Origin of the sequence: Nonomuraea angiospora (assembly GCF_014873145.1) — a bacterium.
Lineage (GTDB): Bacteria > Actinomycetota > Actinomycetes > Streptosporangiales > Streptosporangiaceae > Nonomuraea > Nonomuraea angiospora.
The window spans coordinates 10,423,370-10,438,713 of record NZ_JADBEK010000001.1 but is presented as its reverse complement, the minus strand read 5'-3'; the positions used below and the strand labels follow the sequence as shown (position 1 = coordinate 10,438,713).

General features: G+C 70.7%; 12 protein-coding genes. 5 read left to right on the top strand and 7 right to left on the bottom strand.

Annotation, left to right across the window (positions count from 1 at the left end; genetic code table 11):
* Positions 1 to 67: 67 nt before the first annotated feature.
* The gene (locus H4W80_RS48165; RefSeq protein ID WP_225964070.1) at positions 68 to 253 is read left to right on the top strand and encodes a hypothetical protein; all 186 of its coding nucleotides are present in this window, start codon (positions 68 to 70) and stop codon (positions 251 to 253) included.
* Positions 254 to 294: 41 nt separating this feature from the next.
* Here the strand turns inward: H4W80_RS48165 and H4W80_RS48160 are convergent, their stop codons facing one another.
* The 7 genes from H4W80_RS48160 to H4W80_RS48130 all read right to left on the bottom strand — a co-directional run bounded on the left by H4W80_RS48160 (position 295) and on the right by H4W80_RS48130 (position 9,708).
* Positions 295 to 1,284, bottom strand: coding sequence for a TerC family protein (locus tag H4W80_RS48160; protein ID WP_192791183.1), 990 nt, complete (start codon positions 1,282 to 1,284; stop codon positions 295 to 297).
* On the bottom strand, positions 1,281 to 1,769 hold the full coding sequence (locus H4W80_RS48155; RefSeq protein WP_192791182.1) for a hypothetical protein: 489 nt from the start codon (positions 1,767 to 1,769) through the stop codon (positions 1,281 to 1,283). Before H4W80_RS48155 ends, H4W80_RS48160 begins: the two co-directional genes overlap by 4 nt.
* Positions 1,769 to 3,259 (bottom strand): Nramp family divalent metal transporter, encoded by a 1,491-nt coding sequence (locus H4W80_RS48150; protein WP_318787398.1) that lies wholly within the window; start codon positions 3,257 to 3,259, stop codon positions 1,769 to 1,771. Before H4W80_RS48150 ends, H4W80_RS48155 begins: the two co-directional genes overlap by 1 nt.
* 78 nt (positions 3,260 to 3,337) lie before the next feature.
* A complete protein-coding gene (locus H4W80_RS48145; RefSeq protein ID WP_192791181.1) occupies positions 3,338 to 5,455 on the bottom strand; it encodes an acetate--CoA ligase family protein in 2,118 nt (705 codons plus the stop codon).
* Positions 5,456 to 5,523: 68 nt separating this feature from the next.
* Positions 5,524 to 6,747, bottom strand: a complete 1,224-nt coding sequence (gene frc / locus H4W80_RS48140; RefSeq protein WP_192791180.1) for a formyl-CoA transferase — start codon at positions 6,745 to 6,747, stop codon at positions 5,524 to 5,526.
* Between the two features lie 27 nt (positions 6,748 to 6,774).
* Positions 6,775 to 8,481 carry a thiamine pyrophosphate-binding protein gene (locus tag H4W80_RS48135; RefSeq protein ID WP_225964069.1) on the bottom strand — a complete coding sequence of 569 codons (1,707 nt, stop codon included), beginning with the start codon at positions 8,479 to 8,481 and terminating at the stop codon, positions 6,775 to 6,777.
* A 48-nt stretch (positions 8,482 to 8,529) separates the two neighbouring features.
* On the bottom strand, positions 8,530 to 9,708 hold the full coding sequence (locus H4W80_RS48130; protein ID WP_378525777.1) for a molybdopterin molybdotransferase MoeA: 1,179 nt from the start codon (positions 9,706 to 9,708) through the stop codon (positions 8,530 to 8,532).
* 73 nt (positions 9,709 to 9,781) lie between these two features.
* Between H4W80_RS48130 and H4W80_RS48125 the strand changes: the two genes are divergently transcribed.
* From H4W80_RS48125 to H4W80_RS48110, 4 genes are read left to right on the top strand one after another with little or no spacing between them, the layout of a single operon-like run.
* Positions 9,782 to 10,759, top strand: a complete 978-nt coding sequence (locus tag H4W80_RS48125; protein ID WP_192791178.1) for a 2-dehydropantoate 2-reductase — start codon at positions 9,782 to 9,784, stop codon at positions 10,757 to 10,759.
* Between the two features lie 38 nt (positions 10,760 to 10,797).
* Positions 10,798 to 12,699, top strand: coding sequence for a molybdopterin oxidoreductase family protein (locus H4W80_RS48120; protein WP_192791177.1), 1,902 nt, complete (start codon positions 10,798 to 10,800; stop codon positions 12,697 to 12,699).
* A gap of 4 nt (positions 12,700 to 12,703) precedes the next feature.
* Entirely contained in the window at positions 12,704 to 14,497 is a 1,794-nt protein-coding gene (locus H4W80_RS48115; RefSeq protein ID WP_192791176.1) for an NAD(P)H-dependent oxidoreductase subunit E, read from the top strand.
* The gene (locus H4W80_RS48110; RefSeq protein ID WP_192791175.1) at positions 14,494 to 15,336 is read left to right on the top strand and encodes a 2Fe-2S iron-sulfur cluster-binding protein; all 843 of its coding nucleotides are present in this window, start codon (positions 14,494 to 14,496) and stop codon (positions 15,334 to 15,336) included. The genes H4W80_RS48115 and H4W80_RS48110 overlap by 4 nt, the downstream gene beginning before the upstream one ends.
* Positions 15,337 to 15,344: the final 8 nt, after the last annotated feature.

The following is a 15,344-nucleotide window of genomic DNA, read 5'->3' as shown; positions in this document are numbered from 1 at the left end:
CGTTCACAAGAGACCGCATGCTCCGAAACACCTCGGGTAGAGGATGGAGCCGGACGAATGGAGGTGCGTGACCGTGAAGGCGTTCTTCCGCTTTCTCCTCGGTGATCCCCCGGGCCAGGCGGCGGACGGCCGGGTGATCGGCCTGGGCCTGAGCACAGCTCTCAAGAAGCACTACTCCGCCGACGAAGCGGAGCGCTACCTGCGCGAGTGGGCGGCCGTGGAGCACGACGTACCCAACTGCCCGCATCACTGAGCAGCCGCGGCCGGGACGATCGCCCCGATGCCGCGGCGTGGTCAGCGTTCCACGGGCTCGGGCTCCACCCCCTCCGAGGCCGCGGCGGACGCCCTCGCGTCACGGGCCGACTTGATGAGGCTCAGCACCGTGGTGACGGCGAGGGTGCCGATGATGACGCCGAGAGAGACCAGGATCGGGATCTCCGGCGCCCACGACACACCGTCGTGGTGCAGGGCCTCGAGGATCAGCTTCACGCCGATGAAGGCCAGCACCACCGACAGCCCCTTGCTCAGGTAGACGAGCCGGTCGAGCAGCCCGCCGATGAGGAAGAAGAGCTGGCGCAGCCCCATGAGGGCGAAGGCGTTGGCGGTGAAGACCAGGTACGGCTCCTTGGTGAGGCCGAAGATGGCCGGGATGGAGTCGAGCGCGAAGAGCAGGTCAGTGGTCCCGATGGCGACCATGACGATCAGCATCGGGGTGACCATCCTGCGCCCGAGGTGCACGGTGAGGCGGGCGCCGTGATAGGTGTCCGTGGTCGGGAGCACCCGGCGCACCGCGCGCAGGGCGACGTTCTCGGAGAACTCCGCCTCGTCGTCCTCGCCGCCCATGAGCTTCCACGCCGTGTAGACGAGGAAGGCGCCGAAGACGTAGAAGAGCCAGTCGAACCTGGCCACCGCGCCCGCGCCCGCGGCGATGAACGCGCCTCGCATCCCGAGCGCCAGGATGATGCCGATGAGCAGCACCTTCTGGCGGTACTCGCGCGGCACCTGGAAGCGGCTCATGATCAGCAGGAAGACGAACAGGTTGTCCACGCTGAGCGAGTACTCGGTGATCCAGCCGGCGAAGAACTCCCCGCCGTGCGCGGGGCCCGACAGCAGCAGGAGTCCCACGCCGAAGGCCGCGGCCAGGGCGACGTAGAACGAGACCCAGGCCACGCACTCCTTCATGGACGGCTCGTGCGGCCTCCTGGCGACGAGCCAGAAGTCCACGGCGAGCACGACCGCGAAGCCGGCGATCGTGGCCAGCCAGATCCAGGGGGGCAGGTTCACCGGCGGGTCCCCTTCCGTGCGCGCAGCATCCCGGCGTGCCGGACGTAGACGCCGAGCAGGTCGTGGGCCAGGGGGTTGGCGGCGGCGCGGCGGATCAGCCAGTGCGGCATGATCCGCTCGTGCAGCCAGACGAAGCCGATCGCGAAGCCGAGGCTCACCATCGCCTGGTACGCCAGGAACGGCAGCACTCCGTCGGCCAGGCCGATCCCGACCAGGCTCTCCTGCGCGAGCCGGGACACGGGGAAGGCCGCCACCCAGTACAGGCCGACCGGCCCGAAGGTCCCCGGACGGAACACGCCGTGGCCGAGCAGCACGCCGTACAGGCCGCCGAAGAGGGCGAGCGGCATGGCGAGCGACAGGGCCGACAGCGCGGCCATCCCGGTGGGCTGCCCCGCGAACAGGGTCAGCCCACCGGCCATGGCTCCGGCGACGGCTCCGATCGACGCCCCTGGCAGGGCGAGTTCGAGGCTGTGCCGTCCGTCCATCAGCCCACGACCACGCCGAAGGCGAACAGACTGTAGAACAGCATCCCCAGGTAGAACACCGCGCCGAAGCCGATGACGACGTTCGTCCACCACTTGGGCCGGATCGGTTTGGGGAGCATGCGGTTGTTCACCAGGAGCAGGGTCACGCAGTACGCCCCCATCGCGAACGTCGACAGGAACGCCAGCGTGTCCAGGATCCCGCTCGGCCCGTCGGCCGGTCCGAACAGCAGGATCAGGATGCCGAATATGATCACGCCCCAGAGGAAGACCCCGTACAGGCGCGACATGCCCAGCTTCTTCGCCCCGGGCACGAAGTGGTACGTCATGTCAGCCTGGCCCCGGGAGAAGGAGTCGAACAGCCCCAGGGTGGCGTTCAGGCCGATCAGCGCGATGAACCCGAGGAAGACCGCCCCGAGCACCGAGCTGCCCGCGTGGGAGACGGCGTTGGCCATCGCGGTGAGCGCCACCTCGCGGTCGTCGCCCTGGATGACGGCCCGCACGCCCGGGTTGAGCCGCACGGCGGACTGCGCGATCACCGTGAACGAGATCGTCACCAGCATGGTGACGCCCCAGAACAGCAGCAGCGCGTCGAACGTGACCCAGCGCCGCCACCCCTTCCACTTGGCCATCTCGGCCGGGTCCTCGGTGTCGAACATGAACCCGCGCGCGGGCATCTCCTCTTGCTCCCCCGCGTGCCGCAGCCCGCGGATCTGCGGGATGTGCGCGCCCATGCCGGCCCCGGAGTCACGCAGGTGCAGCGTGTACCACATCTGCTGCATGCCGGAGGGTCCGGCGAAGGCGCACGCCCCCACGATGACGGGGAACCAGGCCGCCGACATGGCCTCCGACGGGAAGTAGCCGAAGGAGAACATGCCCGAGAGCGTGGAGGCCACGTCGCCCCAGGAGCCGACCATGGCCGCGACCACCGCCGTGCCGATCACGAGTGTGCCGATGAGCAGCGACAGCACGTTCTCCAGCACGTTGTAGATCACCTTGGCCAGGCTGAACACCACGCCGACCAGGATGAGCCCGACGATGGCGGTGACCATCCATGGGATGCCGGTGATCTCCTCGAACGCCGCCGCTCCCGCCGACAGGTGGCCCGGCCAGATGTAGACGGCGATGGCCACGATGAAGAAGAACCACATCAGCGGCTTGAACACCCGGGCCGCGCCGGAGAAGATGCTCTCCCCCGTGGCCATGGCGTAGCGCGCCATCTCCAGCATCACGAAGGCCTGCAGCGTGACGCCGATCAGGAACAGCCACCTGATCTCGGGCCCGAACAGCAGCACCAGCCGGGGCCACATGTACGACTCGCCCATGCCCACGCCCAGCGCGACGAGGAAGACCGTCGGCCCGAGAATGTGCACCGACGGAGGCGCGTCGGGCAGCTTCCTGATGGGCATCGGCGCGAGCCGGCCCGCTTTCCATACTCGTTCGTCCTCGACCGGCGGCGTGGCCGTCGCCGGTGGTGTTTTCGATGTGTCCACCTACGGACCTCCTGGGGGGTTGTTACTTCCTCGTGCGCCCCGATTAGCCCCCTCACCCGGCTCTGCTGCGCTCGGCTCTTAGCGCAACAGTCCGGCGGCCCTGGCCCAGCGATATTTCGCGCCGAGGACCGCCACGGGCTTCTCCGTCGTGTACGGGTACGCGACCACGCCGTGCTCGAACAGGTACTCGCTGGCCTCCTCTACCTCGGTGTCGCCGGCGAGCGACGCGACGACCGGCTTGACGTTGCCCTTCGCCCGCTCCTCCGCCACGACGCGGGCGATGAGCTCGGCGAAGACCATCGGCGGCGTCACGATCGTGTGCCAGTAGCCCAGGACGAGCGCGTGGATGCGCTCGTCGGCCAGGCCGAGGCGGACCGTGTTCTCGTAGGTCGAGGGGGGTTCGCCGCCGGTGATGTCGATGGGGTTGCCCGCCGCGCCGAACGGCGGGATGTAGGCGCGGAAGGCCGCGTCCAGGTCGGGCGGGATGTCCATGAGCGTCAGCCCGGCGTCCACGATGGCGTCCGACAGCAGCACGCCCGAGCCGCCCGCCCCGGTGATGATGACGACGTTCTCGCCCTGGGGCGCGGGCAGGATCGGCAGCGCGCGGGCGTATTCGAGCATGTCGTTGAGCCCCGGCGCGCGCACGACCCCGGCCTGCCGCAGGATGTCGTCGTAGACCTTGTCGTCGCCCGCCAGCGCGCCCGTGTGCGAGCCCGCCGCCCGCGCGCCCATCGCGGTGCGGCCGGCCTTGAGCACGATGACCGGCTTCTGCCTGACGACCCGGCGCGCGGCCTCGACGAAGCCGCGGCCGTCCTTGAGGTCCTCCAGGTGCATGGCGACGGCCTTGGTGTTGTCGTCCTGCTCGAAGAAGGTCAGCAGGTCGTCCTCGTCCACGTCGGCCTTGTTGCCGACGCCGACGATGGCCGAGACGCCCATCTTGGTGGTGCGGCTGAAGCCCAGGATGGCCATGCCGATGCCGCCGCTCTGCGAGGTCAGCGCCACGCTGCCCTTGACGTCGTACGGGGTGCAGAACGTCGCGCAGAGGTTCTCCGGCGTGTAGTAGTAGCCGTAGATGTTGGGCCCGAGCATGCGCACGCCGTGCCTGCGCGCGATCTCGACGATCTCTTTCTGGCCCTCGACGTTCCCCGTCTCGGCGAACCCCGACGGGATCATGATCGCGCCCGCCACGCCCTTGCGCCCGGCCTCCTCCAGCGCCGGCGCCACGAACTTGGCGGGGATCGCGAACACGGCCACGTCCACGTCGCCGGGCACGTCCGAGATGCTCTTGTACGCGGCCAGCCCCATGATCTCGTCGGCCTTGGGGTTGATGGGGAAGATCTGCCCCTGGTAGCCGCCGTTGATGAGGTTGCGCATGACCGAGTTGCCGATCTTGCCGGTCTCGGCGGAGGCGCCGATCACGGCCACCGAGCGCGGCTTGAAGATCCGCGTCATCTGCCGGAGGATCTCCTCCCGCGGCAGGCGGGCGACCTCGGCGGGCCTGTCGCCGATGAGGATGCGCACGTCGGCGGCGACCGCGCCGTTGGCGTCGGCGAAGACGGGGTTGAGGTCCACCTCGACGATCTCGGGGACGTCGGAGACCAGCCGGCCGACGCGCTCGATCAGCTCCGCGAGCGCCTCCCTGTTCGCGGGCTCCGCGCCACGGGCCCCACGGAGCACTTCCGCCGCCCTGATGTCGTCCAGCATCCCAAGGGCATCTTCACCCGAAACCGGGGCAAGCCGGAAGGTCACGTCCTTGAGTACCTCGACCAGGACGCCGCCCAGCCCGAACGCGATGACCTTGCCGAAGGTGGGGTCGGTGACGGCGCCGACGATGACCTCGTGGCCGCCGCCGACGAGCTGCTGCACCTGGACGCCGTCGATGGCGGCGTCGGCGTTGTGGGCGCGGGCGTTGGCGAGGATCGTGTCGTAGCCGGCGCGGACCTCCTCCGCGCTCTTCAGGCCGACCAGCACGCCGCCCGCGTCCGTCTTGTGCAGGATGTCCGGGGAGACGATCTTCAGGACGACGGGGAGGCCGATGCGCTCGGCGATCGAGACCGCCTCGTCGGCCGAGGTGGCCAGGCCCTCGCCCGGGGTGGCGATGCCGTACTCCTCGCAGATCTGGCGCCCCTCGGGGGCGGTCAGGGCCGTGCGGCCCTCGGCGAGCGCCTTCTCGATGACTTCGCGGACTGCGCCCATGGTCGCGCTCCCTACGGGTCCTCCCTGGTTACGCAAGCTGCCGCTGTCGGACCCTACTCGCCGCTCCACTAGATGACTCCGTTCGTCCTGAGTTCGGCGAGCTCGTCCGCGCTGACGCCGAGCTCGCCGTAGATCTCCTGGTTGTGCTCGCCGAGCAGGGGCGGGGTGCGGACGTCGACCGGGGAGTCCGATAGCTGCAGCGGGCTGCCTACCGTCACGAACTCGCCGCGCTGCGGGTGGTCGACCGTGACGACAATGCCCTCCTCGCGCAGGCTCTCGTCCTGGACCAGCTCCTTGGTGGACAGGATCGGCCCGCACGGGATGTTCTCGGCGTTGAGCCGGTCGAGGACCGTCCACTTGTCGTGGCGGATCGTCCACTCCTCGATGAGCTGGAACATCTTGTCCAGCTTCGGCAGCCGCGCCTCGGGCGTGGCCCACTCGGGGTCCTCGGCCAGCTCGGGGCGGCCGATGATGTTCGAGATCGGCTTCCAGCCGACCGGCTGCACGATCACGTAGATGTAGTCGTTGGGCCCGCCGGGCGCGCAGCGCACCGCCCAGCCGGGCTGTCCGCCGCCGCTGGCGTTGCCCGAGCGGGGTACCTCGTCGCCGAACGTCTTGTTCGGGTACTCGCGCAGCGGGCCGTGCGCCAGGCGCTGCTGGTCGCGGAGCTTGACGCGGCACAGGTTCAGCACGGCGTGCTGCATGGCCACCTGTACGCGCTGCCCGCGGCCGGTCCGCTGGCGCTGGTAGAGGGCGGCCAGGATGCCGGCGACCGCGTGGATGCCGGTGCCCGAGTCGCCGATCTGCGCCCCGGTGGCCAGCGGCGGGCCCTCCTCGAAGCCGGTGGTGGTCATCGAGCCGCCCATGGCCTGGGCGATCACCTCGTACGCCTTGAACTTGGCGTATTTGCCGGTGCCGAAGCCCTTGATGGAGGCGTAGATCAGGCGCGGGTTGAGCTCCTGGAGGCGGTCCCAGGTGAAGCCCATGCGGTCGACCGCGCCCGGGCCGAAGTTCTCGACCAGGATGTCGGCGCTCTTCACCAGCTCGGTGAAGATCTCCTTGCCGCGCTCGCTCTTCATGTTGAGGGTGATGCTGCGCTTGTTGCAGTTGAGCATCGTGAAATAGAGGCTGTCGACGTCCGGGAGGTCGCGCAGCTGCTGCCGGGTGATGTCGCCGGTCGGGGCCTCCAGCTTGACGACGTCCGCGCCCAGCCAGGCGAGCAGCTGGGTGCAGGACGGGCCCGACTGGACGTGGGTCATGTCGAGGACGCGGACACCTTCGAGGGCCTTCATCTGGGCGTCTCTCCTAACTTCGTCCGCCTACTTGTACATCGTCTGGTTCATGGTTCCGGGGGCGTAGACCTCGGGATCGACCCACACGTTGATCAGCGAGGGCTTGCCCGACTCCCTGGCCCGCTCCAGCGCGGGGCGGATCTCGGCCGGGTCGCGCACCTCCTCGCCGTAGCCGCCGAGCAGCTTGGCGAAGTCGCCGTAGCGGATGTCGCCGAGGGTGTTGCCGACGCGGGCGCGGTCCTCGCCGTACTTGGCGGCCTGGCCGTACCTGATCTGGTTCATGGAGGAGTTGTTGCCGATGACCCCGATGAACGGCAGGTCGAAGCGGACCATGGTCTCGAAGTCCCAGCCGGTCAGGCTGAAGGCGCCGTCGCCGAAGAGGCAGAGCACCTCCTTGTCGCGCCGCGCCTGCTTGGCCGCCATGGCGAAGGCCATGCCGACGCCGAGCGTGCCGAGCGGGCCCGGGTCCATCCAGTGGCCGGGCGACTTGGGCTGCACGACCTGGCCGGAGAAGGTGACGATGTCGCCGCCGTCGCCGATGTAGATCGTGTCCTCGGTGAGGAACTCGTTGATCTCGTGGACCAGGCGGTAGGGGTCGATGGGCTGGGCGTCGGAGAGCTGGCGGGGCAGGCGCTTCTCGTACGCCTGGGTCTCGACGGCGCGCAGTTCGTCCATCCACTCCTTGCGCTTGGTGACCGCGTTCTCGATGCGGCCGCTGGCGGCCTGGGCCGCCGCCGCGAGGACGAGGCCGGCGTCGCCGACGATCCCCAGGTCGATGTCGCGGTTCTTGCCGACGGTGCGGTAGTCGAGGTCGATCTGGACGACGGCGGCGGTCGGCGACAGGCGCTTGCCGTAGCCCATCCGGAAGTCGAACGGGGTGCCGACGATGATGATCAGGTCGGCGTTGGTGAAGGCGTACCGGCGGCTGAGCTGGAAGTGGTGCGGGTCGCCGGGCGGGAGCGTGCCGCGGCCCGAGCCGTTCATGTACGCGGGCACGTTCAGGGCGCGGACGAAGTCGATCGCGGCGTCCGTGGCCCGGCACGTCCACACCTGGCTCCCGAGCAGGATGCACGGCTTCTCCGCGTGCGCCAGCATGTCGGCCAGCCGCTCGATCGCCTCCGGGTCGCCCTGCTGGCGGGTCGAGGCCCGGTAGTGCCCGGCCTTGGGGATACGCGCCTTCTCCAGGGGGACCTTCGCGTCGAGCACGTCGCGCGGGATCTCCAGGAACGACGGGCCCGGCGCGCCGTTGTAGCACTCGCGGAAGGCCATCGACACGATGTCCGCCACCCGCTCCGTGCTCGGCACGGTGGCCGCGAACTTGGTGATCGGGTTCATCATGTCCACGTGCGGCAGGTCCTGCAGCGAGCCCATCTTGTGCTGGCTCAGCGCTCCCTGGCCGCCGATGAGCAACATGGGGCTCTCCGCGCGGAAGGCGTTGGCCACGCCGGTGACCGCGTCGGTCGTGCCCGGCCCGGCGGTGACGACCGCGCAGCCGGGCTTGCCGGTGATGCGCGCGTACCCGTCGGCCGCGTGTGCCGCCACCTGCTCGTGGCGTACGTCGATGACCTCGATGCCCTCATCGACGCAGCCGTCATAGATATCGATGATGTGGCCGCCGCAGAGCGTGTAGATCACATCCACGCCCTCGGCCTTGAGTGCCTTGGCTACGAGATGACCACCAGAGATCGTTTCCGACATCATGCCACCCTTTCCGGCGTCGGCTGTCTTCCGCATACTGCATACCGTATGAACGCAATGGTTACTCCCTCCCGTTCGGCCTGTCTAGCCCCCAGGAGGCAACTCGATCAGCTCGACCTGCTCACCGGCCCACCCCGGCGGGACTACGGCCAGCGCGTCGGCCAGCGCCGCACCCCACAGCGAACCCGGCCGGTCGTGCCCCACCGGCACCGCTCCCCGGCCCGACCGCCTGACCGGCACGAGCCGCGTGTCGCGCGGGTGCGCCCGCACCGCCCCGGCCAGCGCCGACGCCTCCGTGCGGACGGGGATCCCGGCCAGCTCGCGCAGGATGGGCGCGAGCAGCGTGAGGGCCGCGCCGAGGGCCGCGAACGGGTTCCCCGGCAGGCCGACGACCAGCGATCCGCCCGGCAGCCGGGCCAGGAGCTGCGGGTGCCCTGGCCGCACGGCGACGCCGTCGACGATCACGTCGGCGCCGAGGTCGCCGAGCACGGCCCTGAGGTGGTCGGCCGGGCCCTTGGACGAGGCCCCGCACACGGCGACCACGTCCGCCCCGTCAGCCGCCAGCGCGGCGCGGAGCGCTTGCGGGCCGTCGGGCAGCCGGTCCGTGCTCGCCACCCGGCCGCCGGCCCACGACACCAGGCCCGGCAGGAACGGGCCGATGGCGTCGCGCACCCGGCCCGGCGCGGGCAGGCCCTCGTGGACGACCTCGTCCCCGGTGATCAGCACCGCCACCCGCGGGCGGGGCCGTACCAGCAGCTCGTCGTGGCCCAGCGCGGCGGCCAGCCCGAGCGCCACCGGCGTCACCACCGCGCCCGCGCCCAGCACGACCGCGCCCTCGGCGATGTCCTCGCCCCGCCGCCGCAGGTGCCGCCCGGGCTCGACGGCGCCGTCCACCCGCGCCCCGTCCACCGCGGCCTGCTCGTACGGCAGCACCGCCAAGGCGCCCGGGGGCGCCGGAGCGCCGGTGGCGATCTCGACCGCCTCCCCTGGCCGCAGCTCCTCCCCGTAGCAGGCGCCACCGGCCAGGACCCGGCCGACCACCCGCCACGGCCCGGCACCGGCCACCGCGTAGCCGTCCATCGCCGACACGTCCACCCCGGGCACCGCCACCAGCGCCGGCAAAGGCGCTGCCAGGCGGCCGCCGAGAGCGTCGGCGAGCGGCACGGACGCGGGCTCCAGGGGCGCCGCGGCCCCCTTCGCGAGGGCCCGCGCGGTCACCCAGGTCGTCGACTCCACCACTAGATCATGCCGAAGAACGGTCACAGGCATGCTCCTTGACCCGCGTTTTTCCATACTGTATACCGAATGCAAATCCGACGCGAGAACGGAGCGCAGCATGAAGGTCGCTGTTCTTGGCGCCGGCGCCATCGGCGCATACGTGGGGGCCGCCCTCCACCGGGCGGGAGTCGAGGTGCACCTCATCGCGAGAGGCGAGCACCTCCAGGCGATCCGGCGCGCCGGTGTGCGGGTGCTCACCCCCCGAGGCGACTTCACCGCCCATCCCCATGCCACCGACGACCCCACCCAGGTCGGCCCGGTGGACCACGTCTTCCTGGGCCTCAAGGCGAACAGCTACGCCTCCGCCGGCCCCATGATCAGGCCGCTCCTGCACGAGGCCACGAGCATCATCGCCGCGCAGAACGGCATCCCGTGGTGGTACTTCCACGGGCTCAAGGGCCCCTACGAGGGCTACCGCATCGAGAGCGTCGACCCGGGCGGCGCGGTCACGACCGCGCTGCCCCTGAACCGTGCCGTCGGCTGCGTCGTGTACGCCGCCACCGAGATCGAGCGGCCCGGCGTGATCCGCCACCTCGAGGGCACCCGCTTCTCCATCGGCGAGCCGGACGGCGAGCTGACCGAGCGGTGCGACGCCTTCAGCCAGGCCGCCATAGCGGGCGGGCTCAAGTGCCCGGTGGAGCGCGACCTGCGCAAAGACGTGTGGGTCAAGCTCATGGGCAACATCGCCTTCAACCCGATCAGCGCGCTGGCCAGGGCGACCATGGCCGGGATCTGCCGCCACGACGGCGCCAGGGAGCTGGTCGTGGCCATGATGCGGGAGACCGTCGAGGTGGCCAGGCGGGTCGGGTGCGACCCGGGGATCTCCATCGAGCGCCGCCTGAAGGGGGCGGAGAAGGCGGGCGAGCACAAGACCTCCACGCTGCAGGACCTGGAGAAGGGCAAGCCGCTGGAGCTGGACGTGCTGCTCGCGGCGGTGGTCGAGCTGGCCGACCTCACCGGCGCCGAGGTGCCGACGCTGCGCGCGATCCACGCGGTGAGCGACCTCCTCAACGCCAACCTTGTCCGCGCGGTCTAGCGAGGAATACCGTAGCCTGTATACAGAATGGAGGGATCATGAGCTATGACCGCCTGACCCATCCACTGGTGCGTGAGAACGGCGTGCTGCGCAGGGCGACCTGGGAGGAGGCCCTGGAGCGGGCGGCGGAGGGCTTCCGCCGCAACCTCGCCGCACATGGGCCCGACTGCTTCGCCATGTTGTCGTGCGCCCGTTCCACCAACGAGATGAACTACGTCGGGCAGAAGTTCACCCGCGTGGTGATCGGCACCAACAACGTGGACTCCTGCAACCGCACCTGCCACGCGCCGAGCGTGGCGGGGCTGTCGGCGGTGTTCGGCAGCGGTGGCGGCACGTCCTCCTACCAGGAGGTGGAGGACACCGATGTGATCGTGATGTGGGGTTCGGCGGCGCGTAACGCCCACCCCATCTTCTTCCAGCACGTGCTGAAGGGCATCCACAACGGGGCCCGGATGTTCGCGGTGGACCCGCGCCGCACCGGCACCGCCCAGTGGGCCGACCTGTGGCTCGGGCTGAACGTGGGCACCGACATCCCCCTCGCCCACGCGGTGGCCAGGGAGATCATCCACGCCGGGCTGCACAACGAGGCGTTCATCGAGCGGGCCACGGTCGGGTTCGAGGAGTTCAAGGAGTCGGTCGAGCCCTGGACGCTCACCGTCGCCGAGCAGGTCACCGGCGTGCCCGCGCACGCCATCCGCGAGCTGGCCCACGCCTACGCCCGCGCCGACCGCGCCCAGCTGTGCTGGACGCTCGGCATCACCGAGCACCACAACGCGACGGACAACGTACGGGCCCTGATCAACCTGTCGCTGCTCACCGGCCACGTCGGCCGCTACGGCTCCGGACTGTCGCCGCTGCGCGGCCAGAACAACGTGCAGGGCGGCGGCGACATGGGCGCCATCCCCAACCGCCTGCCCGGCTTCCAGGACCTCCTCGACCCGGGCATCAGGGCGCGTTTCGAGAGCGCGTGGGGCAGGGAGATCCAGCCGCGCTACGGCCTCAACCTCACCCAGATGCTGGAGGCCATGGCCGAAGGCGAGGTGACCACCTGCTATCTCATCGGTGAGAACCCCGTGCAGTCCGAGGCCGACTCGCTGGCCTGCATCAAGCGCCTGTCCATGCTCGACCACCTGGTCGTGCAGGACATCTTCCTCACCAAGACCGCCCAGATGGCCGACGTCGTGCTGCCCGCGAGCGCCGCCTGGTGCGAGGCGGACGGCACGTTCACCAACAGCGAGCGCCGGGTCCAGCGGGTGCGCAAGGCTCTCGATCCGCCGGGCGAGGCGCGCGACGACATCTGGATCATGTGCGAGCTGGCCCGCAGGCTGGGCCACGACTGGCACTACGACGGCGCCGAAGAGGTCTGGAACGAGCTGCGCGCCATGTCGCCCCAGCACCACGGCATGACCTACCAGCGGCTGGCCGACCTGCAGGGCATCCAGTGGCCCTGCCCGTCGGAGGACTCCCTGGAGCCGCCCTACCTGCACGGCAGGCTGTGGGAGAGCGACCCGGTCAGGCGGGGCACGCCGGCGCCGTTCGCGGTGCTGCGCCACTCGCCGCCGGTGGACCTGCTGGACGAGGAATATCCGCTTCGGCTGACGACCGGGCGGCGGCTCGACTCCTACAACACGGGCGTGCAGTCCTCCGGGTTCGCCTCTCCCCTGCGCCGGGGCGAGACGGTGGAGCTCTGCCCCGAGGACGCCGACCGGCTCGGCGTCGTCGCGGGCGAGGAGGTGCGGATCACCTCGCGGCGCGGGTCGGTGGTCGCGCCCGTCTTCATCGACCCCGCCCTGCGGCCGGGGCTGGTGTTCATGACCATGCACTTCCCGGACGAAGTGGACACCAACTCCCTCACCATCGAGGCCACCTGCCCCATCGCGGGCACCGCCGAGTTCAAGGCGGCGGCCGTACGCGTCGAGAAGCTCGTGAAGGCCGGGTGATCAGATGGATCTGAGGTTCCGCGGCGCAGAGCCGTCCGAGGAGGAGCGCGCGGCCGTCGACGCCCTGCTCGGGCCGCCCGCGTCGGCGTGGGACGGCGGCGGGAGGAGCGAGGCCGACCTGCGGGTGGCCGTGCGCGCCGAGTCCCAGCGCGACATGCTGCTGCCCGCGCTGCACGCGGTCAACGACCGGGTCGGGTGGATCAGCGAGGGCGCGCTCGACTACATCTGCCGCCGCCTGACCGTGCCACCCGCCGAGGCGTACGGGGTGGCGACGTTCTACTCGCTGTTCTCCATGGAGCCGCGCCCGAAGCGGGTGCTGCACGTCTGCACCGACCTGGCCTGCCAGGCCAAGGGCGGCGAGGACGTACGCAGGCAGGTGGAGGAGCGGCTCGGCCCGCCCGGCACGTCGTGGCACGAGAGCCCCTGCCTGGGCCTGTGCGAGCGGGCCCCCGCCGCGCTCGCCCTGGAGGCGGGCACGCCTCCCAAGGCCCAGGTGTACGCGCCCGCGAACGCCTCCCTGACCCTCGGCTCCCCCACCCCCAACGGCACCACCCCGAGCCTCGACGTCGCCGGTGACGCCCCGGTGGCGGCGGCCGTGCCGCAGGCCGGGCAGGACGGGCTGACGCTGCTCAGGAGGGTCGGCACGACCGACCCCGCGAGCCTGGACGACTACCGGGCGGCCGGCGGCTACACCGCGCTCAGGAGGGCGTTCGAGCTGGGGCCCGCCGGGGTCATCCGGGAGGTCCTGGAGTCGGGGCTGGTCGGCCGGGGCGGCGCCGCGTTCCCGACCGGCCGCAAGTGGGACGCCACCGCGCGCCAGCCCGACCACCCGCACTACCTGGTCTGCAACGCCGACGAGAGCGAGCCGGGCACGTTCAAGGACCGCGTGATCATGGAGGGCGACCCGTACGCGCTGGTGGAAGCGATGACGATCGCCGCCTACGCCACCGGCTGCGCCAAGGGATACCTCTACATCAGGGGCGAATACCCCAGGGCGACCGCGCGGCTCCAGCACGCCATCGCGACCGCCCGCGCGCGGGGCCTGCTCGGCGACGACATCCTCGGCAAGGGCCTGTCGTTCGACATCGAGCTGCGCAGGGGCGCGGGCGCGTACATCTGCGGCGAGGAGACCGCGATCTTCAACTCCATCGAGGGGCAGCGGGGCGAGCCACGCAGCAAGCCGCCGTTCCCCGTGGAGAAGGGGCTGTTCGGCAAGCCGACCGTGGTCAACAACGTCGAGACGCTGGTCAACGTGCTGCCGATCCTGGAGCGCGGCGCCCGGGCGTACGCGGCGGCCGAGCCCAAGCTGTTCTGCGTCTCGGGCGCGGTCGAGCGGCCCGGCGTGTACGAGCTCACGTTCGGCGCGACGCTGCGCGAGCTGCTGGATCTGACCGGCACCACCGGCACGACCCGCGCGGTGCTGCTCGGCGGCGCGGCCGGCGCGTTCGTCACCGACCTGGACATCCCTCTCACCTTCGAGGGCACCAGGAACGCGGGGGCGACGCTCGGCTCCGGCGTGGTGCTCGTCATCGACGACACCGTGGACATGAAACGGCTGCTGCTGCGCATCGCGGAGTTCTTCCGCGACGAGTCCTGCGGCCAGTGCGTGCCCTGCCGGGTGGGCACCGTACGGCAGGAGGAGGCCCTGCACCGGCTCTCGCGCCGGGTCTCCGACGACGATCTCGTGCTGCTGCGCGAGGTCGGCCAGACCATGCGGGACGCCTCGATCTGCGGCCTCGGACAGACCGCCTGGAACGCCGTCGAATCGGCCATCGACCGTCTGGGAGTGTTCAGATGATCCCGCTCCAGCCGCCCCGGCGGCTCATCGACGTCCAGATCGACGGCGAGGACGTACGGGTGCCGGAGGGCTCGACGATCCTCGACGCCTGCCACGCGGCGGGCAAGGACATCCCCACCCTCTGCTACGGCGACACGCTGACCCCGAAGAACGCCTGCCGCGTCTGCGTCGTCGAGGTGGAGGGCGCCAGGACGCTGGCGCCCGCCTGCTCCCGCAAGGCCGAGGCCGGCATGAAGGTCGGCACCGACACCGAGCGCGCCCGGCAGAGCCGCAAGGTGGTGCTGGAGCTGCTCGGCTCCTCCGTGGACCTGTCGACCACCCCCCGCGCCGCCGAGTGGACCGAGGAGTACGGCGCCGACCCCGCGCGCTTCGGCGACGACGCGGCCACGGTCGAGCAGCCCGCCAAGGTGGACAACGACCTCTACGTACGCGACTACAGCAAGTGCATCCTGTGCTACAAGTGCGTGGACGCCTGCGGCGACCAGTGGCAGAACACCTTCGCCATCGCCGTGGCGGGCCGCGGGTTCGACGCGACGATCTCCACGGAGTTCGAGGCGCCGCTCACCGACTCGGCCTGCGTCTACTGCGGCAACTGCGTGGAGGTGTGCCCGACGGGCGCGCTGTCGTTCAAGACCGAGTTCGACATGCGGGCCGAGGGCACCTGGGACGAGTCGCGGCAGAGCGAGACCACGACGGTCTGCAGCTACTGCGGGGTCGGCTGCAACCTGACCCTGCACGTGCAGGACAACAAGATCGTCAAGGTGAGCTCGCCGCACGACAACCCGGTGACCAAGGGCAACCTCTGCGTCAAGGGCCGCTTCGGGTACGGCTATGTCTAGGGCGCCCA

What these genes read in the sequence shown, in the direction of transcription:
- H4W80_RS48155 (WP_192791182.1), bottom strand. Translation starts at nt 1,769, where the DNA reads ATGGACGGACGGCACAGCCTCGAACTCGCCCTGCCAGGGGCGTCGATC.
- H4W80_RS48145 (WP_192791181.1), bottom strand. Translation starts at nt 5,455, where the DNA reads ATGGGCGCAGTCCGCGAAGTCATCGAGAAGGCGCTCGCCGAGGGCCGC.
- frc (WP_192791180.1), bottom strand. Translation starts at nt 6,747, where the DNA reads ATGAAGGCCCTCGAAGGTGTCCGCGTCCTCGACATGACCCACGTCCAG.
- H4W80_RS48135 (WP_225964069.1), bottom strand. Translation starts at nt 8,481, where the DNA reads ATGCGGAAGACAGCCGACGCCGGAAAGGGTGGCATGATGTCGGAAACG.
- H4W80_RS48125 (WP_192791178.1), top strand. Translation starts at nt 9,782, where the DNA reads ATGAAGGTCGCTGTTCTTGGCGCCGGCGCCATCGGCGCATACGTGGGG.
- H4W80_RS48120 (WP_192791177.1), top strand. Translation starts at nt 10,798, where the DNA reads ATGAGCTATGACCGCCTGACCCATCCACTGGTGCGTGAGAACGGCGTG.
- H4W80_RS48115 (WP_192791176.1), top strand. Translation starts at nt 12,704, where the DNA reads ATGGATCTGAGGTTCCGCGGCGCAGAGCCGTCCGAGGAGGAGCGCGCG.
- H4W80_RS48110 (WP_192791175.1), top strand. Translation starts at nt 14,494, where the DNA reads ATGATCCCGCTCCAGCCGCCCCGGCGGCTCATCGACGTCCAGATCGAC.